23 protein-coding genes are annotated in these 21,705 nt (G+C 67.4%); 8 read left to right on the top strand and 15 right to left on the bottom strand.

All coding sequences use genetic code 11. The features are described 5' to 3' along the window. Positions 1–29: 29 nt before the first annotated feature. Complete coding sequence (locus tag ACJH6I_RS00115) at positions 30–1,667, bottom strand: SulP family inorganic anion transporter (protein WP_318984325.1); 1,638 nt, start codon at positions 1,665–1,667, stop codon at positions 30–32. After that, on the bottom strand, positions 1,664–2,041 hold the full coding sequence (locus ACJH6I_RS00110; protein WP_318984324.1) for a metalloregulator ArsR/SmtB family transcription factor: 378 nt from the start codon (positions 2,039–2,041) through the stop codon (positions 1,664–1,666). The genes ACJH6I_RS00115 and ACJH6I_RS00110 overlap by 4 nt, the downstream gene beginning before the upstream one ends. 147 nt (positions 2,042–2,188) lie before the next feature. Here ACJH6I_RS00110 and ACJH6I_RS00105 point away from each other — a divergent pair, with 147 nt between their 5' ends. Continuing rightward, the gene (locus tag ACJH6I_RS00105; RefSeq protein WP_318984323.1) at positions 2,189–3,529 is read left to right on the top strand and encodes a hypothetical protein; all 1,341 of its coding nucleotides are present in this window, start codon (positions 2,189–2,191) and stop codon (positions 3,527–3,529) included. Positions 3,530–3,554: 25 nt separating this feature from the next. Further along, positions 3,555–4,094: a TetR/AcrR family transcriptional regulator gene (locus tag ACJH6I_RS00100; protein WP_212811831.1), complete on the top strand. Its 540-nt coding sequence runs from the start codon at positions 3,555–3,557 to the stop codon at positions 4,092–4,094. A gap of 4 nt (positions 4,095–4,098) precedes the next feature. Here the strand turns inward: ACJH6I_RS00100 and rlmN are convergent, their stop codons facing one another. Beyond that, positions 4,099–5,196 (bottom strand): 23S rRNA (adenine(2503)-C(2))-methyltransferase RlmN, encoded by a 1,098-nt coding sequence (gene rlmN, locus ACJH6I_RS00095; RefSeq protein ID WP_212811832.1) that lies wholly within the window; start codon positions 5,194–5,196, stop codon positions 4,099–4,101. A 94-nt stretch (positions 5,197–5,290) separates the two neighbouring features. Between rlmN and ACJH6I_RS00090 the strand changes: the two genes are divergently transcribed. Then, a complete protein-coding gene (locus ACJH6I_RS00090; protein WP_318984322.1) occupies positions 5,291–6,256 on the top strand; it encodes a DMT family transporter in 966 nt (321 codons plus the stop codon). Here the strand turns inward: ACJH6I_RS00090 and ACJH6I_RS00085 are convergent. The 4 genes from ACJH6I_RS00085 to ACJH6I_RS00070 all read right to left on the bottom strand — a co-directional run bounded on the left by ACJH6I_RS00085 (position 6,147) and on the right by ACJH6I_RS00070 (position 9,219). Continuing rightward, on the bottom strand, positions 6,147–7,019 hold the full coding sequence (locus ACJH6I_RS00085; protein ID WP_020102016.1) for a phosphatidate cytidylyltransferase: 873 nt from the start codon (positions 7,017–7,019) through the stop codon (positions 6,147–6,149). The genes ACJH6I_RS00090 and ACJH6I_RS00085 overlap by 110 nt on opposite strands. Before the next feature lie 30 nt (positions 7,020–7,049). Then, entirely contained in the window at positions 7,050–7,607 is a 558-nt protein-coding gene (frr, locus tag ACJH6I_RS00080; protein ID WP_212811834.1) for a ribosome recycling factor, read from the bottom strand. A 40-nt stretch (positions 7,608–7,647) separates the two neighbouring features. Continuing rightward, entirely contained in the window at positions 7,648–8,403 is a 756-nt protein-coding gene (pyrH, locus tag ACJH6I_RS00075; RefSeq protein ID WP_212811835.1) for a UMP kinase, read from the bottom strand. Between the two features lie 126 nt (positions 8,404–8,529). Beyond that, a complete protein-coding gene (locus tag ACJH6I_RS00070; RefSeq protein ID WP_318984321.1) occupies positions 8,530–9,219 on the bottom strand; it encodes a class I SAM-dependent methyltransferase in 690 nt (229 codons plus the stop codon). Positions 9,220–9,264: 45 nt separating this feature from the next. On the opposite strand from ACJH6I_RS00070, the gene ACJH6I_RS00065 reads away from it, so the two are divergent. Further along, on the top strand, positions 9,265–9,690 hold the full coding sequence (locus tag ACJH6I_RS00065) for a MarR family transcriptional regulator (RefSeq protein WP_318984320.1): 426 nt from the start codon (positions 9,265–9,267) through the stop codon (positions 9,688–9,690). On the opposite strand, the gene ACJH6I_RS00060 is transcribed toward ACJH6I_RS00065, so the two are convergent. The 4 genes from ACJH6I_RS00060 to ACJH6I_RS00045 all read right to left on the bottom strand — a co-directional run bounded on the left by ACJH6I_RS00060 (position 9,687) and on the right by ACJH6I_RS00045 (position 13,547). Then, positions 9,687–10,136 carry a DUF350 domain-containing protein gene (locus ACJH6I_RS00060; RefSeq protein WP_318984319.1) on the bottom strand — a complete coding sequence of 150 codons (450 nt, stop codon included), beginning with the start codon at positions 10,134–10,136 and terminating at the stop codon, positions 9,687–9,689. The two genes, ACJH6I_RS00065 and ACJH6I_RS00060, sit on opposite strands and share 4 nt — an antisense overlap. A gap of 19 nt (positions 10,137–10,155) precedes the next feature. Further along, a complete protein-coding gene (locus tag ACJH6I_RS00055; protein WP_020102022.1) occupies positions 10,156–11,319 on the bottom strand; it encodes a glutathionylspermidine synthase family protein in 1,164 nt (387 codons plus the stop codon). Further along, on the bottom strand, positions 11,319–11,924 hold the full coding sequence (locus ACJH6I_RS00050; protein ID WP_318984612.1) for a hypothetical protein: 606 nt from the start codon (positions 11,922–11,924) through the stop codon (positions 11,319–11,321). Before ACJH6I_RS00050 ends, ACJH6I_RS00055 begins: the two co-directional genes overlap by 1 nt. A 216-nt stretch (positions 11,925–12,140) precedes the next feature. Then, on the bottom strand, positions 12,141–13,547 hold the full coding sequence (locus tag ACJH6I_RS00045) for an amidase (RefSeq protein WP_318984318.1): 1,407 nt from the start codon (positions 13,545–13,547) through the stop codon (positions 12,141–12,143). Positions 13,548–13,837: 290 nt separating this feature from the next. On the opposite strand from ACJH6I_RS00045, the gene ACJH6I_RS00040 reads away from it, so the two are divergent. Continuing rightward, positions 13,838–15,571, top strand: a complete 1,734-nt coding sequence (locus tag ACJH6I_RS00040; RefSeq protein WP_318984317.1) for a hypothetical protein — start codon at positions 13,838–13,840, stop codon at positions 15,569–15,571. Between the two features lie 50 nt (positions 15,572–15,621). Here the strand turns inward: ACJH6I_RS00040 and ACJH6I_RS00035 are convergent, their stop codons facing one another. Next, positions 15,622–16,716 (bottom strand): substrate-binding domain-containing protein, encoded by a 1,095-nt coding sequence (locus ACJH6I_RS00035; protein ID WP_318984316.1) that lies wholly within the window; start codon positions 16,714–16,716, stop codon positions 15,622–15,624. Between the two features lie 158 nt (positions 16,717–16,874). Here ACJH6I_RS00035 and ACJH6I_RS00030 point away from each other — a divergent pair, with 158 nt between their 5' ends. Next, entirely contained in the window at positions 16,875–17,333 is a 459-nt protein-coding gene (locus tag ACJH6I_RS00030; protein WP_318984315.1) for a MarR family transcriptional regulator, read from the top strand. 64 nt (positions 17,334–17,397) lie between these two features. On the opposite strand, the gene fmdA is transcribed toward ACJH6I_RS00030, so the two are convergent. After that, entirely contained in the window at positions 17,398–18,651 is a 1,254-nt protein-coding gene (gene fmdA / locus ACJH6I_RS00025; protein WP_029118377.1) for a formamidase, read from the bottom strand. Positions 18,652–18,778: 127 nt separating this feature from the next. On the opposite strand from fmdA, the gene ACJH6I_RS00020 reads away from it, so the two are divergent. Next, positions 18,779–19,063: a zinc ribbon domain-containing protein gene (locus ACJH6I_RS00020; RefSeq protein WP_318984314.1), complete on the top strand. Its 285-nt coding sequence runs from the start codon at positions 18,779–18,781 to the stop codon at positions 19,061–19,063. Positions 19,064–19,152: 89 nt separating this feature from the next. On the opposite strand, the gene tsf is transcribed toward ACJH6I_RS00020, so the two are convergent. Beyond that, entirely contained in the window at positions 19,153–19,968 is an 816-nt protein-coding gene (tsf, locus tag ACJH6I_RS00015) for a translation elongation factor Ts (protein WP_020102030.1), read from the bottom strand. 1 nt (position 19,969) lies between these two features. Beyond that, positions 19,970–20,791: a 30S ribosomal protein S2 gene (gene rpsB / locus ACJH6I_RS00010; protein ID WP_318984313.1), complete on the bottom strand. Its 822-nt coding sequence runs from the start codon at positions 20,789–20,791 to the stop codon at positions 19,970–19,972. Positions 20,792–21,080: 289 nt separating this feature from the next. Between rpsB and ACJH6I_RS00005 the strand changes: the two genes are divergently transcribed. Beyond that, entirely contained in the window at positions 21,081–21,560 is a 480-nt protein-coding gene (locus ACJH6I_RS00005) for a M23 family metallopeptidase (RefSeq protein WP_318984312.1), read from the top strand. The last annotated feature ends 145 nt before the right edge of the window (positions 21,561–21,705 follow it).

The following is a 21,705-nucleotide window of genomic DNA, read 5'->3' as shown; positions in this document are numbered from 1 at the left end:
TTCCTTCGTCTAGATGGGTTTTCGCGGCGCTACCGGGTGGTGTGGCTGCGGGCGTGGGCGATGGCATCGTCCAAGTTCTCGATGAGATGGTTCTCGTGGCGCAGGGAGTCGATGATCCCGACACCGGCGAGGAGGTCGCGATGCTCGGGCCGGACGCCCTTGATGATCACGGTGATACCCCGCGCCTCGAGTTCTTCGACGATCTGCGTCAGGGTGTGCGCACCCGTGGCATCGAGCATGCCGAGTTGCGACAGCCGGATGATCACCACCGACGTCTCGGGATGGTTGCCATCGGTGATCGCGGCCGAAAGCCGTTCGGCCGCACCGAAGAACATGGCCCCGTCGAGCCGCAGCAGCGCGATGCGCTCGTCGCCCGGCACATACGGCCCCGGCAAGTCCTCGCGGGTGACGCTGCTGCGCCGGGCCAGGGTGCGCAGCGCGAACAACGCCGTGGCCGCGATCCCGATCTCGACGGCCTGGATCAGGTCGAAACAGACTGTGACGGTTGCGGTCAGCACAAACGTCAGCGCGTCCGAACGCGTCGACCGCAGGATCCGCATGACCGTGTGCGGCGAGATCATCCGGAACGCCGTCACCATCAACACGGCCGAGAGCGCCGCGAGCGGAATGGCCCCGACCAGTCCGCTGACGAGGTACACCACGGCGAGCAACACCAGCGCGTGCACGATGGCCGCGACGCGGGTTCGTGCGCCGGACCGCACGTTGACCGCGGTGCGGGCGATGGCGCCGGTGGCCGGCATACCGCCGAACACCCCGGATGCGACCGACGCCAGCCCTTGTCCCACCAGTTCGCGGTTGGGGTCGTAGGGCCCGGTCGGGGACATCGTCGCCGCGACCCGCGCCGACAGCAGTGACTCGATGGCGGCCAGCGCGGCGATCGCCAGTGCCGCGCCGAACAGGGAGTGCAGCACCGCCAGGCCGGCGTGCGGCCAGACGGGAGCGGGCAGCCGCGACGGCAGCGCCCCGATGCGGGGCGCGGACATTCCGGTACCGGCCACCAGTGCGGTCGCCACAACAACGGCCACCAGGGACGCCGGTACCGCGGGATGCAGCCTGGGCAGCCCGATCATCAGGACCGCCACCAGCGCTGTGACGAGCAGAGCCGGCCGCGCCGCGCCCATCTCGATATGCGAGACGACGACGCCCGCGGCCACCAACGGGGACCGTCCGGCCGGTGCCGCCTGCCCGAATGCGGCCGGCACCTGCTGCAGGAAGATGATGACCGCGATGCCGAGGGTGAATCCTTCGATCACCGGCCACGGAATGAACGTCACCGCGCGCCCTACGCCGGTGAGGCCGGCCACCACGACGATGATCCCGGCCAGGATGGTGACCGCGGCGATGCTGCCCAGTCCGTACTGCGCGACGATCGGCGCCAGCACCACCGTCATCGCCCCGGTCGGCCCCGACACCTGAACGTGCGATCCGCCGAACACCGCGGCCACCAGACCCGCCACAACCGCCGTGACGAGACCGGCCGCCGCACCGACACCCGAACTGATGCCGAACGCCAGCGCGAGCGGCAACGCGACCACTCCGACCGTCACGCCGGCGAGGACATCGCGGCGCCACGAACGGCTCAGGCCGGCATAGTCCGCGCGCGACGGCAGCAGCCGGGTGATGCGGTCGGCGGTGAGCGTGGTCATCGGCTGGTGCCGATCGGCGGCAACGAGCCGACGGCATCGAGCTGATCACGTTGGGCGGCAAGGGTATCGGCCAGGAAGGTCCGCGCGATGAGCAGCAGTTCGGCGATCTTCGGATGCGCCAGCGTGTAGTACACCGCGTTGCCGGCCCGGTAGCCGCTGACCACGTGATGACGTTTGAGCACGGCCAGATGCTGGGAGAGCAGTGTCGGTTCGATATCGCTGGCCGCGTGGATGTCGCTCACCGGAGTCGGGCCCTCGGAGGTCGACAGGATCTCCAGCACCCGGATGCGCGCCGGATGCGCCAGCGCTTTGAAGAGGTTCGCCTTGATCTCGTACAGCGGCCGTTCGGGACCGTCGAGCACGCTGTCGACCATCTGCGGCACCCCTATTTGATGGATTGAAGAAATTCTCAATCCATCATAGCGTGCCAGGCCCTCCCGACCCATTCGCCAGATGACCTTCCCCCAGACAACTCACAGGCTCGCGCAGCGAAATATTGTGGGCTGGGTAACATTCGCGACATGACCGTAGCCGACAACACGATCGACCTGGGAGATCAAGCCTCCTTCACCGGCTTACGGGCGCTGGGCCGCGGCCCGCTCATCCAATACACCTGGATCTACGAACATCCGGTGAACCTGGATGGCCTGCGCCGCCTGCACCGCAACCTGGGTAGCGGCGGCCTGCTGGGCCGCCGCATCGAGCGGTCGCCGCTGCCGTTCGGCCGCCACCGGTGGGTCCGCTCCACCGGACCGGTGGACCTCGACATCGCTCCCGGGACGCGGCCCGTCTCCGAGATCAACGACTGGGTCAACGAACGCGGCCACATCCCCGTCGACCCCGAGCACGGTCCGCCGTGGCACCTCGGCGTGCAGCAACTCGAAGGCGGCGGCGCGGCCGTGTCGCTCGTGGTGTCGCACACCGTCGGTGACGGCCTGGCCATCGCCGAGGCCGTCGCCGACGCGGTCAACGGGTCGCCGCGCGATCTCGGCTACCCGATCGCCGGGGCCCGCACGCGGCGCGAGGCCCTGCGCGAAGACCTCCGCCAGACGGTGCGCTCGATGCCCAGTTGGTTCAAGGCCGTGGTCGGCGCGGTCAAGATCGCCCGCGACCAGAAGGGCGACCTGGCGGCGTCGGCCAAATCGGTGAGCGCGCCGGTGTCCAGCGGGATCACCACCCCGGTGACGCCGCCGTTCGTCGTCGTCCACATCGGCATCGACGAGTGGTACCAGCGCGCGAAAGCCCTCGGCGGCACCAGCAACGTGCTGTTCGCCGCGCTCGCTGCCCGGCTCGGGCTGGTGGTGGGCCGGTTGGGCGACGACGGCCGCGCCATGCTGTCGTTCCCCGTCAACATCCGCACCGAGGGCGACACCCGGGGCAATGCCCTCAGCACCATCACCGTGATGGCGGATCCCGAAAAGGTCAGCACCGACCTGTCCGAGTTGCGCAGCGACGTCAAGCGCGAACTGGCCGGTGTCGACGAGTGGACCCGCATGATGCTCACGCCGCTTCCCCTCACTCCCCTGGTGCCGAAGTTCGCGGTGCGGCGGCTCGAGAAGATGGTGCTCAAGGTCGGCAAGCCCATCGGTTGCTCCAACCTGGGCCAGTTCCCGCCCGCGTTCAACCGGCCCGACGGGACCGACGCCGACAATTTCCACGCCCGCCTGGTCGAGCCGGGCCTGACCCCGGTGGACCTCGAGCGCCTGAACGGCCACCTGTTCCTGGTGTTGTGCCAGACACCGACGTCGATGATCGTGACGGTCACCGCATGGGAACCGGGCGAGACGAACACCAAAGCGGCACTGGCTGATTCCACCCGCAAAGCGCTGGCCGAACTCGGACTCACCGGAACCGTCGACTAAGTTACCGGGTAGTACCATCGGTTTCGTGGACAGCACGGCGAGCAATCAGGGCAGCTCCGTCGAGGACGCCTCGACCCCGAGCCGAATCCTGGTGGCCACCGCGGAAGTGCTTGCCCGTCAGGGCCAGACCAAGCTCAGCCTGTCCGAGGTCGCCACGCAGGCCGGCGTCTCGCGCCCCACCCTGTACCGCTGGTTCGCCTCCAAGGAGGCGCTGCTCGAGTCGTTCGGACGGTACGAGCGCGACTTGTTCGTCGACGGCATGACCGCGGCCACCGAAGGGCTGCGCGGCAACGAAAAGCTCGATGCCGCACTGCAATTCATCGTGCAGTACCAGAAGACCTATTCCGGCGTACGGGTCATCGACATCGAACCGGAGGCCGTGCTCGCCCAGCTGCCGAACGTCGTGCCGACCATGCGTGCCCGCCTGCAGAAGCTACTGTCGGGGCCGAACGCCGAGCTGAAGGCCGCAACGGCCATCCGGATCGCGGTGTCGCACTACCTCGTCCCGAGCGACGACACCGAGCAACTACTGGCGCAGCTGCGGCACGCCGTCGGTTTGCGCTAGCCGGCTAGCCCTCGGCCGCCAATTGCCCACAGGCAGCGGCGATTTCGCGGCCGCGAGTGTCGCGCACCGTGCACGACACCCCGGCAGCCTGTACCCGGCGCACGAACTCCCGCTCGACCGGCTTGGGACTCGCGTCCCACTCGCTGCCCGGGGTCGGGTTCAGCGGAATCAGGTTCACGTGCACCAGCGGGCCGAGCGCGCGGTGCAGCTTCTTGCCCAAAAGGTCTGCGCGCCAAGGCTGGTCATTGACGTCGCGGATCAGCGCGTACTCCACCGACACCCGGCGACCGGTGACGTCGGCGTAATACCGTGCGGCCTCGAGAACTTCGGAGACCTTCCACCGGTTGTTGACCGGGACCAGCGTGTCGCGCAGCTCGTCGTCGGGGGTGTGCAGTGACAGCGCCAGCGTCACGCCCAGCTTCTCGTCGGCGAGTTTGCGGATCGCGGGGGCCAGGCCGACGGTCGAGACCGTCACCGACCGGGCGCTGATCCCGAAACCCTCCGGCGGCGCCGCGGTGATCCGGCGCACGGCGGCCACGACGCGGTTGTAGTTGGCCAGCGGTTCCCCCATGCCCATGAAGACGATGTTGGACAGCCGGCCGTCGTGCTCGTTGCGCATGGCGGCCGACGCCGCGCGGACCTGCTCCAGGATTTCGGCGGTCGAGAGGTTCCGCTTCAGGCCGCCCTGACCGGTGGCGCAGAACGGGCACGCCATGCCGCAGCCGGCCTGCGACGAGATGCAGACGGTGTTGCGCTGCGGGTAGCGCATCAGCACCGACTCGAACGTCGTGCCGTCCACCGCGCGCCACAGGGTCTTGCGGGTCTCCCCGGCGTCGCACTGAATCTGCTTCGCGGGGGTGATCAGGTCGGGGAACAGCGCCGAGGCCACCTGATCGCGCACCGATGCCGGCAGATCGGTCATCTCGTGCGGATCGGCGATCAACCGCCCGTAGTACTGGTTGGCCAGTTGCTTGGCCCGGAACTTCGGCAATCCCAGCTCGGTGACGGCCGCCACGCGTCCCTCGGCGTCGAGGTCGGCCAGGTGCCGCGGCGGCATGCCGCGGCGCGGTGCATCGAACACCAGAGGAAGGGAAACGGCCATAACGGGCTTCAGTATCGCACCGACGGCACCCCCGGGACGAAATCACAGCCGAAAATCGTTGGACTCGGCGTCTATGAACACTCACCATGAGCCCATGCCGCCCCGTCCCGCGTCGCTCCTGGCCTTCGTCTACGCATTGGGTTATCCCATTGGTGCCCTTGCGGTTTCGGCTCTGACGCCCATGGCGACGCTGGTGTTCCGATTCGGGCTGGCCGCCGCCATCCTGTCCACCTGGGCCCTGGCGGCGCGTGTGAAATGGCCCACTGGCACGCGGCTGGTGCACGTCGTGATCAGTGGCCTGCTCACGCAGGCCGTGCAGTTCATCTGCCTGTACCTGGCACTGATGCACGGCGCTCCGGCGGTGCTGGGTGCCGTCGTCATCTCGATGAACCCGGTCGCCACCGCGCTGCTGGCCGCGGTGTTCCTGGGCGAGCGCCTGACCGCCATGCGCGTCGTCGCCCTGATCCTCGGCGCGCTGGCGGTGCTGGCCGCGTGCGCCCAGCGGCTGCTGATGGTCGGCGGCGTCGACGCGGTGATCGTGTTGCTGGTCGTCTCGCTGCTGGCGCTGGCCTCCGGCGGCGTCTACCAGCAGCGGTTCTGCCGCGGCGTGGATTTCCGCGCCACCGCGGCGGTGCAGAACGCGGCGTCCTTGGTCCCGGTGGCGATCCTGGCCGCCGTCATGCCGTGGACGGTGACCAACGTGCACACCGCGGTCCTCGCGGTGGGGGCTGTGGTGCTGCTCAACGCGACGTTGTACATGACGATGTACGTGCGGGCCATCGATCGCTACGGCGCCGCCGCGGTGGCCATGCTGTTCGCGGTCATCCCGGCCATCGCCGGCGTGCTGTCGTGGCTGCTGCTGGGCCAGCGCCCGGACCTCGGTGTGGTGGTCGGTCTGGTGCTCGGCGCGCTGGCCTGCTGGCTCAATTCGCGGGCCGTGGCGCGGACCGTCAGGCCAGCAACTCCAGCACCAGCCACGCCGCCACTCCAGACGGCAGAATCGAGTCGATCCGGTCCATCAGACCGCCATGACCGGGGAGCAGAGTGCCCATGTCCTTGATCCCGAGGTCGCGCTTGACCTGCGACTCCACCAGGTCGCCGAGCGTGCCGGTGATGACGAGCATGATGCCCAGCGGCACACCGACCCACAGCGGCCGGCCCGCCAGGTAGTGCACCGACAGCACCGAGACGACGATGCTGAACAGCAGCGACCCGCTGAAGCCCTCCCAGGACTTCTTCGGGCTGATCGCCGGCACCATCGGGTGCTTACCGAACAGCACGCCCGCGGTGTAGCCGCCGATATCGGAGGCCACGACGCCCAGCATCATGCAGAACACCTGCATGGCACCCTCGTGGTAGCCGCCCTGGTGCGGGTAGATCAGCAGCGCCGTGAAGGCGCCGAACAGCGGTACCCAGGACGCCAGGAAGATCGTCACCGACACGTCGCGTGTGTAGTTGACCGGCGCCGCTTTGAGCCCGCCGGACAACAACCGCCAGATCATGCACAGCGCGACCGTGGCACCGAACGCCCCGAGGGCGCCGGCTTCCCGGTAGGGCCACGTCAGCCAGATCATCGCCTGGCCGCCGATCAGCAGCGGGATCACCGGGACGGCATAGCCACCCTCACGTAGCCGGCGCACCACCTCGTGCGTGGCCAGCGCGACGGCCAGAGCCACCAGCGCCACCCACAGCTGCGGGACGAACAGCAGGGTGGCGATGACGGTGCCGCCGAGGAGGACGCCGACGGAGATGGCGGCGGGCAGATTGCGCCCGGCGCGCGATGTCTTCTTGGGCTCCCCCGTGGGGGTGGTTTCGGTGGCCACGAATGTGCGGATGCGGACGGCTGGAGATCCTCAGACCTCGAGCAGTTCGCCTTCCTTGTGCTTGACCAGCTCGTCGATCTGAGCCGTGTAGGTGGCGGTCGTCTTGTCCAGATCCTTCTCGGCGCGCGCGACCTCGTCCTCGCCGGCCTCGCCGTCCTTCTTGATCCGGGACAGCTCGTCCATCGCCTTGCGACGGATGTTGCGCACCGACACCTTGGCGTCCTCGCCCTTGCCCTTGGCCTGCTTGACCAGTTCCCGGCGGCGTTCCTCGGTCAGCTGCGGGATCGAGATGCGGATGACGCTGCCGTCGTTGCTCGGGTTGACGCCGAGGTCCGAGTTCCGGATGGAGTCCTCGATGGCCTTGAGCTGGTTGGCCTCGTACGGCTTGATGACGACCAAGCGCGCCTCGGGGACGTTGATGCTCGCCAGCTGGGTGATGGGCGTCATCGAGCCGTAGTACTCGATGTTGATCCGGTTGAACATGCCCGGGTTGGCCCGGCCGGTACGGATCGACCCGAGGTCGTCACGGGCCACCGCGACGGCCTTGTCCATCTTCTCTTCGGCATCGAAGAGGGTTTCCTCGATCACTTCATCTTCTCCCGTCAGTCCCGCTCGCCCGGCCCCAGCCCTAGCTGGAAACCAGCGTTCCGATCTTCTCACCCGCGACCGCGCGCGCGATATTGCCTTCGGTCAGCAGATTGAAGACCAGCATCGGCATGCCATTGTCCATGCAGAGGCTGAACGCGGTGGCATCGGCGACCTTCAAGTCGCGTTCCAACACCTCACGATGGGTGATGCTGGTGATCATCTGGGCGTCGGGCACCTCACGCGGGTCCGCGGTGAACACGCCGTCGACGGCCTTGGCCATCAGGACCACCTCGGCACCGATCTCCAGCGCGCGCTGCGCGGCGGTGGTGTCGGTGGAGAAGTACGGCAGGCCCATGCCCGCGCCGAAGATGACCACGCGGCCCTTCTCGAGGTGCCGGCGCGCCCGCAGCGGGATGTACGGCTCGGCGACCTGTCCCATGGTGATGGCGGTCTGCACGCGGGTGTCGATGCCTTCCTTCTGCAGGAAGTCTTGCAGCGCAAGGCTGTTCATCACGGTGCCGAGCATGCCCATGTAGTCACTGCGGGTCCGCTCCATGCCGCGCTGCTGCAACTGCGCACCGCGGAAGAAGTTGCCGCCACCGATGACGACGGCGACCTGGGCACCGGCGCGGACCACCTCGGCGATCTGCCGGGCGACCAGAGCGACGACGTCGGGGTCCAGGCCCACCGCGCCGCCGCCGAACATCTCACCACCGAGCTTGAGCAATACCCGCTTGTAGGCCGGCCGGATCAAACCCTGGCCACCGTTGTCTGCCTCGTTGTCTGGGCTGGCCATCAGACTCCTTCGGTCCCCACAAGTCACAACTGCCCCGGCGATCGGCAGCGGCTCCATCCTGCCTCATGGCGATCGCGCCGGAGGCAAGGAGGGTGGAACCCGATGGGCGGGCGGCTACCCGACGGACTACCCCAGGTGCGCCTGTAACAACCACGCGCGAACCGACTTGAGTCCGTTCGGCTCGTCCCTTACGTCGACGTCGGCGAAACCTCTGCCGGGTGCGCCGGTCGCGCCGAAACCGTCGGGCATGTTGCCGTGGATGCGGGCCGGGGAGATGTCGTCGATCACCCAGTACTTGCCGACGACGTCGCGCAGCTCGTCCTCGGTCACCGGGTTGGCCGGGCCGGCGGGCATGCCGCCGCGGTCGAAGACGAGAACGATGTAGGTGGCGCCGGGCGCGGCGGCCCGCACGATCGAGCGCTGGTAGCCGTCCCGGAGTTCGACGGGCATGGAGTGGAACAGCGTGCTGTCGATGATGGTGCCGAAGCGGCCGTCGTACCCGGTGAAGTCGCTGATGTCGGCGACCTCGAAGCTGGCATTGTGGGCGCCGCGCCGGGCAGCTTCGGCCCGGGCCAGTTCGATGGCGGTGGCCGACTGGTCCAGACCCACGGTCGTGAAGCCGCGCTCGGCCAGATAGATCGCGGTGGCGGCCTCGCCGCAACCGGCGTCGAGGACGTCGCCGTGCACCTTCCCGGCGTCGATCAGCGCGGCGATCTCGGGCTGCGGCACGCCGATGCTCCACGGCGGCCGGGCACCCATCTCGGGAGCCTCACCGCGGTACGCGCTTTCGAACATGGCATCTGTGGGTCTGGTCATACCTCCGGTTTATCAACGAGATTGATATATGTCAATATAATTGACATGTTCGAAGGTGAAGACGCTCCCCTGGGCTATCTGCTCAGCCGTATCGCCAACGCGCTGCGCGCCGAGATCACCGCCAACGTTCTCGAACCGCTCGGCCTGAGCTTCCCGCAGTACGTCTGCCTGCGCATATTGGACAACCGCTCCGGCATGTCCAATGCCGAGATGGCCCGCTTCATCGGGGTGTCACCACAGGCGATGAACATCGTGGTGCGCGCGCTGCAGGACCGCGACCTGATCACCCGGCCCTCGACCGTCGCAGCCGGACGCTCCCGGCCCACCGAGCTGACCCGGGCCGGCCGCACCCTGCTGGGCAAGACCGACGCCGGGATTCGCGCCGCCGACGACGCGCTGCTGGCCAACTTGAGCCCGGCCCAGCGCCGGCAGTTCCGCGAGACGCTGACGAGCCTGATGCCGCCCGACTAGAGGATCGCGGCGGCGACGATCAGGCCGAACGCCAGGTACGCGGCCGCGACATCGAGCACGACCGGGGAGAACTTCTCCTCGTGGAGCATCTCGCCGATGTCGAGGCCTTTGACGGCGCCGATCAGGCGCACCGAAAGCGCCTGTGCGGCAATGCCGATGAGGCCGAAGACCAGCGTCTTGATCAGGCCGCCGGCCAGGTCGCCCGTCGAGCTGTAGATGGCGAGCACCACGATGAAGGCCATCGACAGCACCCCCGAGGCGGCCACCGCCGCGGCATTCGGCCGGCCCGAGCGGACCAGCTCGCGCAAGGGTCCCGGCGTGGTCCAGTCGATCACGAAGAAGCCGAGGATCATCAGCGCGCCGCCGACGATCGCGTACAGCGCGATCGCCGACGCGCCGTGTCCGACGATGGACCAGTAGTCGTTGCCAAGAGCGGTCAGGGTCATGAAGTTCGTTTCCTTCCGGTCACTGCGGGATGCGGTGGGGCACAAAGGCTGCGCCGTTGTCGGTGACCAGACCCGAGGTCTCGCGGATACCGAGGCCGGCCGATTCGTCGCCGACGATCCAGGCGCCCAAGGCGGGACGCATGTCGTCGAACTGCGGTAGCGGGTCGAGCAACTGGTACACGTAGCCCTCTTCGCCGTACACGCCGCCGGTCTGTGTCTCGTAACCCGCGCCGACGATCGTGACGTTCGCCCCCTCGCGCCCGAGTTTGGGCTTGCGGACGTATTCGGTCAGCTCGTGCGGATCGTCGATGTACGCCGGCAGCAGATTCGGGTGCCCCGGGTACATCTCCCACAGCACCGCCAGGATGGCCTTGTTGCTGAGCAGCGACTTCCACAGCGGCTCGATCCACATGGTCTCCGGCAGGGATTCGGCTGCGTACTTGCCGAATTCGTCGTCGAGCACCCATTCCCAGGGGTAGAGCTTGAACAGCGTCGAGATCGGGGCGTCTTCCAGATCGACGAAGCGATTCAGGTCCCGGTCCCAGCCCAGTTGCTCGATGGCCAGGCCGACGGTGTTCATCCCGGCCTCGGCGGCGCACTCCTGCAGGTAGGCCAGCGTCACGTTGTCCTCGCCGCTGGTGTCCGCAGAGGACCAGGTGAAGTGGGCTTCGTTGCCGGGCAACCGATCCTGGATTTCCTTCCACCGCTCCACCAGCTTCTCGTGCAGCGAGTTCCACTGGTCGTCGGCGGGAAAGACATCGGTCTTCCAGTACCACTGCAGAATCGCGGCTTCGAGCAGCGACGTGGGGGTGTCGGCGTTGTACTCCAGCAGCACCGGGGGCCGGCGGCCGTCGTAGCGGAGATCGAAGCGACCGTAGAGGTGCGGATCGCTACGGCGCCAAGACTTTTCGATGTGCGGCCAGCTCCACTCCGGCAACCCGAAGTCGCGGTAGCGCTCGGTCAGCACGATGTTCTCGACGGCTTCCAGGCACATCGAGTGCAGCACCTCGACCGAGGCCTCGATCGAGAGCACCTCGTCCATGTCGAACACGTAGTGCACCGACTCGTCCCAGTACGGACGGTCATTCCCGTGTGCGTCGGTGGCCGGGGTGTCGAAACACATGCCCTGGCTGGCCACGATCTGCTGCCACCCCGGTCGCGGGGCGTGACGTTCGCGCCGCATCAGCTACCGGAGCTTCCGTGGCTCGACGAACCGAAGCCGCCGCGCGATACCGACGACCCCGACTTCGAGATGGAGGTGCCGGATTTCGTTGTGGCCGTAGTGCCTTTCGGCAGGGTCAGGGTGCCACCGTGGGCGATGCTGCCGACGCCGGAGTTGGAGCCGCCGTAGTAGTACCGGTACGGCGATCCCATGTACAAGAACGTGCTGCCGCCGCCGTAGTTGGTGCCGCTGCTGCAGTAGCTGTCCGGCACCACTTCGTTGCTGCCGTCCTTGACGCAGGACGCGCTGATCTGATCATCGCGATGGAAGATCGCGTAGCCGGCGGCGACCACCGCCACCACGCCGACGCCGACCGCCGAACCGATGAGGACCTTCTTGCCGGTGGCCGCGCGCTTGCGCGCCTTCTCGGCTTTGACCCGCTCGATCTCTTCTTCGGCTTCGCGCGCCCTCTTGGCCTTGTCGCGGGCCCGGGCCTCGGCGACGGTCGGCTGCCGCGGCTTGGCGGTGGCCGGGTCCTGCCAGCGGACGGAACCCTGCGGTTCTGCCGGGGGTGCCGGCGGCGTGAAGTCCGGTGTCGGATTCGGGGTGGGACCCGCCGGGGGCACCGGCGGCGAACTCGGCTCGGACCCGGGCGCGGGCTCCGGCCCGCCGCCTTGAGCCGACGACTTCCACGGCTGCCTTTCAGCCCCGTTCTCGGGCCCGACAGTCATGCACACCCCCAATTGACGCAACCTGTGAGACAGCATAAGGCTGGCCGCCCGACAAAGCGGCCGTTGCCGCTGCTTGCGTCGAGCAAAAATAGCCCCGCCGGCCGGTCGACGTCAGCGCGCCGCGAGCGACGGCCAACCGATTTCCCGCTCGAGCTCGAACGCCAGTGCCAGCAGCGTCGCCTCCTGCCCCGCCGCCGCGCCGAACATCATGCCGACCGGCAGTCCCGACGCGGACCGGGCCAGCGGCAGCGAAACCGCCGGGGCGCCACTGGCATTCTGTAGCGGCGTGAAGCCGACCCAGTCGATGAGCCGCGACATGACCTGGTCGAAGTCGGCAGTCGGGTCCAGGTGCCCGATCGGCGGGGTGACCTCGCTGAGGGTCGGGGTGAGCACCACGTCGTAGTCGCGGGCCAGGCGCGCCGGAATGCGCCGTGACGCGGCCAGCCGGGCGATGGCGGCCGGCACGCGGTGCAGATTGCGCGCCGCCTTTGCTTCCAGTCCCAGGGTCAGGTTGTCCAACCTACCGCGATCGAAGCTGGGGCCGAAGGTGCGTTTTCCACTACGGACCAGCGCAAAGGCCAGGAAAGACCAGTAGAGCAGGAAGTCGTCGCGGAACCGCTCCGGTGCCGGGTTGCCGATCTGGGTGACGCGATGGCCGAGCTCCTCCAGCCGGGCCGCGGTCTGCATGGTCAACTCCCGGATCTCGGGGCCGGCGTCCCGGCCGATCGAGCTCGTGCACACCGCAATACGCAGCCGGCGCCGGCCGGGCGCGGTGACGTCGCCGATGGCCGGCAGTTTCGGGTTCCGGTAGACGCGCTCGGCTTCGCGGTAGAACGCCGCGGTGTCCCGGACGCTGCGGGTGAGGACGCCGTTGGCGACGATCTGCAGCGGCATCCGGGTCTCACGGTCCAGCGGCAAGCGGCCACGGGTGGGCTTGAGACCGACCAATCCGTTGCAGGAAGCCGGGATTCGGATGGAACCGCCGCCGTCGTTCGCGTGGGCGATGGGCACCACGCCGGCCGCGACGAACGCCCCCGACCCGGACGACGACGCCCCCGCGGTCACCATGGTGTCCCATGGGTTGCGCACCGGGCCCAGCCGGGGATGCTCGGCCGAGGCGCTGAAACCGAACTCCGACAGCTGCGTTTTCCCGAGGGCCACCAGCCCCGTCGAGAGGTACAGGCGCGCCCACTCCCCGTCGGCCGGCGCCGGCCGGGGCGCCCAGGCATCGGCGCCCTGCATGGTGGGCCAGCCGCCGACCGCGACGTTGTCCTTGATGAACGTCGGTACCCCGTCGAAGAATCCTCCGAAAGGTCTTGGTGCACTCGCCTTTTCAACAGCCTGCTCGAAGGCTTCGTACGCCATGCCGTTCAGTTCGGGCTGCGCCTTCTCGGTCCGGGCGATCGCCGCCTGCACCACCTCGACCGCCGATACCGCACCGCTGCGGATCGCGTCGGCGACACCGACCGCGTCGAGGTCGCCGAGGGCGTCGTCACCGAATGTGCTGATGGGTGTCATGGCACCCACGGTACCAAGCAGTACCACCAGCCCGCCTTACCCCCAGATTTCACGTTGTGAGTCCGGACACCGGCTGCGTGCACCGTGGAACGCGCTGCGTAAACGCCCAGTTTCCCCGGCGTAACTTTCCATTTGAACTAGTGCCATATGGAAGTAACTGGTGCTAATTTCCGTTCGACCCGGCTGCTGCAGGTCGCAGACCGGTCCGGTCATCGGCGCCCGTATCCGACCTGCCTGCCTGATGCATTGCATCACTGGCGATTACGACGGATTCGACAGGAAACGCGTTCATGACTACCGAGCAATCCCTAGACGAAGTGCACGGCCAACCGATGGCCGCCGCCCGCGTCGGCCCTTGGTCCCGCTTCGTCACCTGGGCCAACCAGGACACCATCGAGGACTTCTCACTTCGCTACGCGCCCAAGTCTTTTCGCAAATGGTCGCCGATGGCATGTGCCGTGGCCGCCCTGGGTGGCATCGCCTACCTCGCCGACTACTCCATCGGCGCATCGATCGCCGTCACCCACGGCGCGGCCAGCGCGGTCGTCGCGATCCTGGTCGCCGCGGTCACGATCTTCCTCACCGGCATCCCGATCGCGTACTACGCCGCCAAATACAACATCGACATGGACCTGCTCACGCGCGGAGCCGGTTTCGGATACTTCGGCTCAACCCTGACGAGCCTCATCTACGCCAGCTTCTGCTTCATCTTCTTCGCGCTCGAAGGCGCGATCATGGCGCAGGCGATGAAATTGGCGTTCGGCATTCCACTGGCCGTCGGCTACATCATCGGCTCACTGATCATCATTCCGCTCGTGCTCTACGGCATGACCGCCCTGGCCAAGTTCCAGGTCTGGACCCAGCCGTTGTGGCTGATCCTGTTCGTCGCCCCCATCGCCTTCATCGCGACCGCGGATCCGGCGGGCTTCCACGGGTTCCTGAGCTGGGCGGGCAACGGCGGCAGCGAGCAGGTCACGGCCATCGGAGTCGGTGCGGGCGCCGGCGTGGCATTGTCACTCATCGCCCAGATCGGTGAACAGGTCGACTACCTGCGCTTCATGCCCGAGAAGTCGGAAACACCGCCGTTGCGCTGGTGGGCCGCGGTGCTCGCCGCCGGACCCGGCTGGGTGATTCTCGGTGCCGCCAAACAGATCTGCGGCGCCTTCCTGGCCTTCTACGTCGCGGGCAAGGTCGGTTTCGCGGCCGCCACCGAACCCATCGAGCAGTTCCTCGGCGGCTTCGGCTCGGTCATCCACAACGACGCCCTCGCCCTCGGTCTGGCCACGCTGATGGTGTTGCTGTCACAGGTGAAAATCAATGTGACGAACGCATATTCGGGCTCGTTGTCCTGGTCGAACTTCTTCAGCCGGGTGCTGCACGTGCACCCGGGCCGGGTGGTGTACCTCGGTCTGCACATCGCCATCGCGCTGGCACTGATGCTCAGCGACATGTTCGCCGTGCTCAACACCATTCTCGGGTTCTACTCGAATGTCGCGATCGCCTGGATCGGCGCGATCGTCGCCGACCTCGTGATCAACAAGCCACTGCTCAAGCTCAGCCCGTCATACGTCGAGTTCAAGCGGGCCTACCTCTACAGCATCAATCCGGTCGGATTCGTCTCGATGCTGGTCGGTTCGGTTTTCTCGATCATGGCCTTCTACCACGCTTTCGGAGATTTCCTCGCGGCCTGGTCGCCCTACCTGGCGCTGACGCTGTCCTTCGTGCTGTCACCGGTGATGTGCATCGCGACCAAGGGCAAGTACTACCTGGCGCGGCGCAATCCGCTTCGTGAGGAGATCGAGAAGGAACGGCTGTGGGCGGGCCAGACGCTGCTGGACGTCGTCGACCAGAAGCGGTACGAGCTGCCGGACATGGTCCACGACTGCCCCTTCCACCACGGCACCGTGTCCTCGCTGACCTGCACGCTCACCAAGGACTGCCATGACATGTGCAAGAAGGACGGCTACACGGATTCCACCAGCGCGGAACTACTGAAAACTGCGGTGACACCGCAGTCGAGCTGACGCACCGTCATGGCCTCGCCCAGAGCACCGGGCGGGGCCATGGCTGTCGGTCAGGGGGTGAGTTCGGCGATCACATCGAATTCGAGTTGGTCCGCGCTGGCGAGGTACACGGGTTGACGAGTATGAGCACCACGCATGACGACCTCGCCGCGCGGACCCTGGTAGGCGACATTGGAGCGCGCCCGGTCGATCGCGGCCACCTCCAGGCTGCGGGCCGTCTGCGCCAGGGCGGTGAGCAACAACAGTCCCTCGTAACAGGATTCACCGATGTTGTTGAGCGCCGGGGCCGCACTGCCGAACCGCTGCAGATAGTGCGAGCCGAACCCCATGTTCACCTCGGTGGGCAGGCTCTCGAAGTAGCCGCACGCGGTGTACAGACCGGTGGTCGCCCCACTTCCACTGGCGCACAACACATCCTCACCGATCATCAACGACAGGCGCACGACACTCTGGTCCAGGCCGGCGCGGGCGAACGCGCGATTGAACGCCGCGTTGTCCGCACCCACCATCAACACCAGCACCCCGTCGGCGTCCGAGGCGGTGATGACGTCCAGCATCGTCCGGAAGTCTCGCCCGCCCAACGGAACGAATGCCTCGCCGACGAACTCGAGGCCCGACCGCCACATGTAGTCCTTGGTCACGCGGGCGGTCTGCCGCGGCCAGATGTAGTCGTTGCCGACAATGCACCAGCGTTTCAGCCCGAGGTGCTCACGCAACCACGTCAACGCCGGAAACAGTTGCTGCTCCGGCGTTTCCCCCACCATGTACACGCCGTCGGTGCTCTCGCCACCCTCGTAGAACGTGGTGTACACGTAGGGCACCCGCCCGGCCGTCTGCGGGGTGATGACCCGCCGCGCATTCGACAGGTGCCAGCCCACCACGGCGTCGATCTGCTGCTGGGCCACCAGGCGGCCCAGTTCGTCCGCGAGCTCGTTCAACGGCGCGCCGGCGTCGACGGGATGAATGCGGACCGGCCGGTCCAGGATGCCGCCGGCGGCGTTGATGTCCTCGGCGGCCAGTTCGGCGCTCGCCTCGCACGACGGTCCGAACATCCCGGCGGGCCCGCTCAACGGCACCACGAGCGCAATGTCGACCGCATCCCGGTCGGGGCGCGCGGGAATCGTCGCAGGTTTCGGATTCACCATCACCTCACCTTGGGAGACCAGCCCAGCCCTGCCACCTCAATCGCGACGACCACGACGTCCGGCGGCCGGGTGGCCAGAATTCATTTTGAAGATACCTTCCGATCAGCGCTGTTTCACGGCGAGACGACAGGTCCGACCACGGTAGGCTGGGCGCCACCATGGAGATGAAGCCCGGCGCCCGTGCTGACACCATCGAGGAACTCGCTCGACTGGTGAAGTCGGTCGCCTTCGAACTGGACCGCGTCGTGACCGATCACCTGGGCGGTCTGACGGTGCGTCAGTGGCACGTGCTGGCCGCCCTCGAGGGTGGCGCCGGAAAACCGATGACGGCACTGGCCGAGGTGACGCTGCTGCCCGGGCCGAGTCTGACCCGGCTCGTCGACGGGATGGTCGACGACAATCTGGTGCTGCGCAAGGCCGATGTGGTCGACCGCCGGCGGGTGCTGGTCTACCAGACCCGCCGGGGCAACGCGCTGTACCGCCAGATCCGGGATCGGCTCAACAAGTCCGAACAGCTGGCCGCGCTGTGCACGTCAGCGTCGCTGCAGCCCGAAGCCCTGACCGAGCTGCTGGGCGTCCTGCAGGGTTCGAGCTCCCCGGCAGAACTGCGCGGCTGACACCGGCACCCGCCAAACAGCCAGTCCCCCAAGGTAATCGGGGAACTGGCTGCCGGCTGCGGGATCAGAAACTGGCGTGTGGCGCGCCCATTCCAGGATCGATCTGGTAGGGCCCCGACGCCGACGGCGCCACCGGGAAATCGAAGATCGCCGTCGGGATGTACACCGTCGCACAGGAATTCGGGATGTCCACCACGCCGGAGAGCCGGCCCTCGATCGGCGCGGACCCGAGCAGCAGGTAGGCCTGCTCCGGGCTGTAGCCGAACTTCGTCAGGTAGTCGATCGCGTGCAGACACGCGCGCTGGTACGCCAGATCCGAGTCGAGGTACTTCTGCTCGCCGTCGAGCGTCACCGAGGTGCCGGAGAACGCCAGCCATTCCGAGTACTGCGGGTCGGTGTTGCCGGGCATGAAGATCGCGTTCTCATGCACGCCGTAGGTTTCCATGCCGCCCTTGATCAGGTCCACGTGCAGGTCCATGAACCCGCCCATCTCGATCGCGCCGCAGAACGTGATCTCGCCGTCGCCCTGCGAGAAGTGCAGGTCGCCGAACGACAGGTTCGCCCCGGGGACGAACACCGGATAGAACACCCGGCTGCCCTTCGTGAGGTTCTTGATGTCCTGGTTTCCGCCGTTCTCGCGAGGCGGCGCGGTGCGGGCGGCCTCGGCGGCAGCCTTGGTGAAGGCATCGCCGCGCAATGAGCCCAGGATCGCGTCCTGCGGTTCGGGCGGCAATGCCAGCGGCGGCACGCGGTCGGGATCGGTGGCGATCAACGCGCCTTCGCGGGCGTTCCATTTGGCCAGCAGTGCCGCCGACGGCGCCGTGCCCATGAGGCCGGGATGCACGATGCCGGTGTACTTCACATGGGGCACGTGGCGCGAGGTGGCCTTCTGCCCCGAGAAGTCCCAGATCGCCTTGTAGGCGTCGGGGAACTGGTCGGTGAGGAACCCGCCGCCGTTCTGCTTGGCGAAGATGCCGGTGTATCCCCAGCCCTGCCCCGCCAGCGGCCCCGAGTCTTCCTGCGGAATGGGCCCGACGTCGAGGATGTCGACGATCAGCAGGTCACCCGGCTCGGCGCCCTCGATCGCGAACGGCCCGGACAGGCAGTGCACGCCCTTGAGTGGCGCGTTGAGGATGTCCTCGGCCGAGTCGTCGTTGTGGATGGCGCCGTCGAACCACTCGCGGCAGTGCGCCCGGAAGCTGTCCCCCGGCTTGACGGTGACGGCCGGCGGGATGTCCGGGTGCCATCGGTTGTGGCCGACCAACTGTTGGTCGGTGAACTTCTTCGCCGAATCCAAGGGGAACAGCAATTCCGGCACATTGACCTCCTAGCGACACAAACACACTTGCTTCCGAATGGAAGTATTCAATACTGAAGGTGTCTCGTCTGCGGTTCGGGCAAGTTACATCCGGATGACGTTGGCGGATAGGGCTTATGGTGTCGTTGTGCCTACCTACGTATTCCGGTGTGGACAGGGTTGCCCGGACTTCACCGAACAACATTCGATGGCGAGCGTGCCCGCCGATACGCCGTGTCCGAGCTGCAGCGGCGCGGCCAGGCGCCGAATCGGAGCGCCCGCCCTGGGTGCCGGCAACTCGCCGGGCATGCGGGCGCAGGACGCCACCCGCGCCACGGCGGACCGCCCTGATGTCGTCCAGAGCCTGCCCACGAGTCGCCGCCGCGCGCCGGTGACCACGAATCCGTTGCACCGCAAGCTCCCCCGGCCCTAGCCGGACAAAGCAAAACCCCGCGCACTCCGGGATCGCCGGGTTTGTGCGCGGGGTTTTGTCAGTGAGCAGCGGGTGTGCTGCCCAAGTTCTTACTGCTGGCCGACCTCGAACCGCACGAAGCGGGTCACGGTGACGCCGGCCTCGTCCAGCAGGGCCTTCACGGTCTTCTTGTTGTCGGACACCGACGGCTGGTCGAGCAGCACGACGTCCTTGTAGAAGCCGGTGACGCGGCCTTCGACGATCTTCGGCAGTGCGGCCTCGGGCTTGCCCTCTTCCTTGGCGGTCTCCTCGGCGATACGACGCTCGTTGGCGACCAGGTCGGCGGGCACGTCCTCACGGGTGAGGTACTTGGCCTTCAGCGCGGCGATCTGCAGCGCGACCGCGTGAGCGGCCTCTTCGGAAGCACCGTTGTACTCGACCAGCACACCCACGGCCGGCGGCAGGTCCGCGGCACGCTTGTGCAGGTAGGTCTCGACGGTGCCGTCGAAGTAGGCGACCCGGCGCAGTTCGAGCTTCTCGCCGATCTTCGCGGACAGGTCCGCGACCAGCTGCTCGACGGTGGTGCCGTCGACGGTGGCGGCCTTGAGGGTCTCCACGTCGTTGGCCTTGGCCGCGACGGCAGCGGTGAGGATCTGGTCCGCGAGAGCCTGGAATTCGGCGTTCTTGGCGACGAAGTCGGTCTCGGAGTTCAGCTCGATGAGGGCGCCGTCCTTGGCGGCGACCAGGCCCTCGGCGGTGGCGCGCTCAGCGCGCTTGCCGACGTCCTTGGCACCCTTGATGCGCAGGACCTCGACGGCCTTGTCGAAGTCACCCTCGGTCTCAACCAGTGCGTTCTTGCAGTCGAGCATGCCGGAGCCGGTGAGCTCCCGCAGTCGCTTTACGTCAGCAGCGGTGTAGTTAGCCATCTCAGCTTTCTGTGGTGGTGGTTTCGGTGGCGGCTTCCGGAGAAGACGCGGTCTCGGTTCCTGCCGTGGCCCCGGCGAGCAGTTCCTGCTCCCACTCGGCGAGCGGCTCGGCGCCTTCGGCCTCGGTCTTGGCACCCGAGCGGGCCTGCAGCCCCTCGGCAACCGCGGAGGCGATCACCTTGGTCAACAGCGCGGCGCTGCGGATGGCGTCGTCGTTACCCGGGATCGGGTAGTTGACCTGGTCGGGATCGCAGTTGGTGTCCAGGATCGCGATGACCGGGATGCCGAGCTTGATGGCCTCGGAAACGGCCAGGTGCTCCTTGTTGGTGTCGACGACCCAGATGGCCGACGGAACCTTCTGCATGTCCCGGATACCGCCGAGGCTGCGCTCGAGCTTGTTCTTCTCACGCGTCAGCATGAGGATTTCCTTCTTGGTGCGACCCTCGAAGCCACCGGTCTGCTCCATCGACTCGAGTTCCTTCAGGCGCTGCAGGCGCTTGTGAACGGTCGAGAAGTTGGTGAGCATGCCGCCCAGCCAGCGCTGGTTGACGTAGGGCATGCCGACGCGGGTGGCCTCGTCGGCGATGGACTCCTGGGCCTGCTTCTTGGTACCGACGAAGAGCACGGTGCCGCCGTGGGCAACGGTCTCCTTGACGAATTCGTACGCCTTGTCGATGTAGGTCAGCGTCTGCTGCAAGTCGATGATGTAGATGCCGTTGCGGTCGGTGAAGATGAACCGCTTCATCTTGGGGTTCCAGCGACGGGTCTGGTGCCCGAAGTGTGCGCCGCTGTCCAGCAGCTGCTTCATGGTCACTACGGCCATGTTGGTGCCTCACTCAGTTATCGGTTGTCGTCCGGCATCGGGTGATTCCGGACCCTGGCGTCTGCTGCGTGCCGGACCCGACTCGGTTGTCCGAGGTGGGACCGCCCGGCATGCGGTGGCGACCCGAGATCGAGCCGCTGTGCAGGCGCGCGAAGTCAACCCACGAATGCGGATTGCAACGGGAAGTTTACACGGTTCCCGGGGATGCTTTTGTCCACAGTGCGCGGGTTGTCCACAGATCGGGTTTCTGGGGGTGCCGAAGCCGCCGCCGAAGCGCTGAACTGGCCTGATGCGGATTCTACTGGCGCTCCTGCTCGCCGGACTCGGCTCGACCGGCGTGGCGCACGCCACCGACGACCGGCTGGACTGGCCGCTGCGGCCGCGACCGACCGTCGTGCGCACGTTCGACGCGCCGCGGCCGAACTGGCAGCGCGGGCACCGGGGCGTCGACCTCGCCGGTGCCGCCGGCCAGACGGTGTACGCCGCCGGCCCGGGCACCGTGGTGTTCGCCGGGGAGCTCGCGGGCCGGCCGGTCGTGTCGGTCGCTCATCCGGGAGGGCTGCGGACCAGCTACGAGCCCGTCCGGGCGGCGGTGCGCGCCGGCGCCGTCGTCGCCGCGGGTTCGCCAATCGGCACGCTGCTGGCCGGGCACCCCGGCTGCGCGAATTGTCTGCACTGGGGCGCCATGTGGGGCGCGTCGTCCGACGCCGACTACGTCGATCCCCTCGGCCTGCTCGCCGAGACCCCGATCCGCCTCAAGCCCCTTTGACCGCGAGCGGCCATTGCTCCTATGTCAAGCAGCGAGTGCTGTTTCGGGTTTTTGGTGTGATCGGTTGAGGTGCAGGTCGGTGTGGAGGCTGCGGTAGACGGTTCGGCTGAGGTGGCGTTTGAGGCATCGTAGGGCTTCTTTGGTG

The sequence above is a fragment of the Mycobacterium sp. SMC-13 genome, from assembly GCF_045311035.1.
Lineage (GTDB): Bacteria > Actinomycetota > Actinomycetes > Mycobacteriales > Mycobacteriaceae > Mycobacterium.
The sequence above is the reverse complement of the archived record's forward strand: the minus strand, read 5'-3'. Positions and strand labels throughout refer to the sequence as shown.

Bases quoted from the DNA above. Each gene is read 5' to 3' on its own strand.
- ACJH6I_RS00115 (WP_318984325.1), bottom strand. From the start codon at position 1,667: ATGACCACGCTCACCGCCGACCGCATCACCCGGCTGCTGCCGTCGCGC.
- ACJH6I_RS00035 (WP_318984316.1), bottom strand. From the start codon at position 16,716: ATGGTGAATCCGAAACCTGCGACGATTCCCGCGCGCCCCGACCGGGAT.
- tsf (WP_020102030.1), bottom strand. From the start codon at position 19,968: ATGGCTAACTACACCGCTGCTGACGTAAAGCGACTGCGGGAGCTCACC.
- pyrH (WP_212811835.1), bottom strand. From the start codon at position 8,403: ATGGCCAGCCCAGACAACGAGGCAGACAACGGTGGCCAGGGTTTGATC.
- ACJH6I_RS00110 (WP_318984324.1), bottom strand. From the start codon at position 2,041: ATGGTCGACAGCGTGCTCGACGGTCCCGAACGGCCGCTGTACGAGATC.
- ACJH6I_RS00005 (WP_318984312.1), top strand. From the start codon at position 21,081: ATGCGGATTCTACTGGCGCTCCTGCTCGCCGGACTCGGCTCGACCGGC.
- ACJH6I_RS00055 (WP_020102022.1), bottom strand. From the start codon at position 11,319: ATGCGGCGCGAACGTCACGCCCCGCGACCGGGGTGGCAGCAGATCGTG.
- ACJH6I_RS00105 (WP_318984323.1), top strand. From the start codon at position 2,189: ATGACCGTAGCCGACAACACGATCGACCTGGGAGATCAAGCCTCCTTC.
- ACJH6I_RS00070 (WP_318984321.1), bottom strand. From the start codon at position 9,219: ATGACCAGACCCACAGATGCCATGTTCGAAAGCGCGTACCGCGGTGAG.
- ACJH6I_RS00060 (WP_318984319.1), bottom strand. From the start codon at position 10,136: ATGACCCTGACCGCTCTTGGCAACGACTACTGGTCCATCGTCGGACAC.
- rpsB (WP_318984313.1), bottom strand. From the start codon at position 20,791: ATGGCCGTAGTGACCATGAAGCAGCTGCTGGACAGCGGCGCACACTTC.
- ACJH6I_RS00090 (WP_318984322.1), top strand. From the start codon at position 5,291: ATGCCGCCCCGTCCCGCGTCGCTCCTGGCCTTCGTCTACGCATTGGGT.
- ACJH6I_RS00040 (WP_318984317.1), top strand. From the start codon at position 13,838: ATGACTACCGAGCAATCCCTAGACGAAGTGCACGGCCAACCGATGGCC.
- ACJH6I_RS00045 (WP_318984318.1), bottom strand. From the start codon at position 13,547: ATGACACCCATCAGCACATTCGGTGACGACGCCCTCGGCGACCTCGAC.
- rlmN (WP_212811832.1), bottom strand. From the start codon at position 5,196: ATGGCCGTTTCCCTTCCTCTGGTGTTCGATGCACCGCGCCGCGGCATG.
- ACJH6I_RS00065 (WP_318984320.1), top strand. From the start codon at position 9,265: ATGTTCGAAGGTGAAGACGCTCCCCTGGGCTATCTGCTCAGCCGTATC.
- ACJH6I_RS00030 (WP_318984315.1), top strand. From the start codon at position 16,875: ATGGAGATGAAGCCCGGCGCCCGTGCTGACACCATCGAGGAACTCGCT.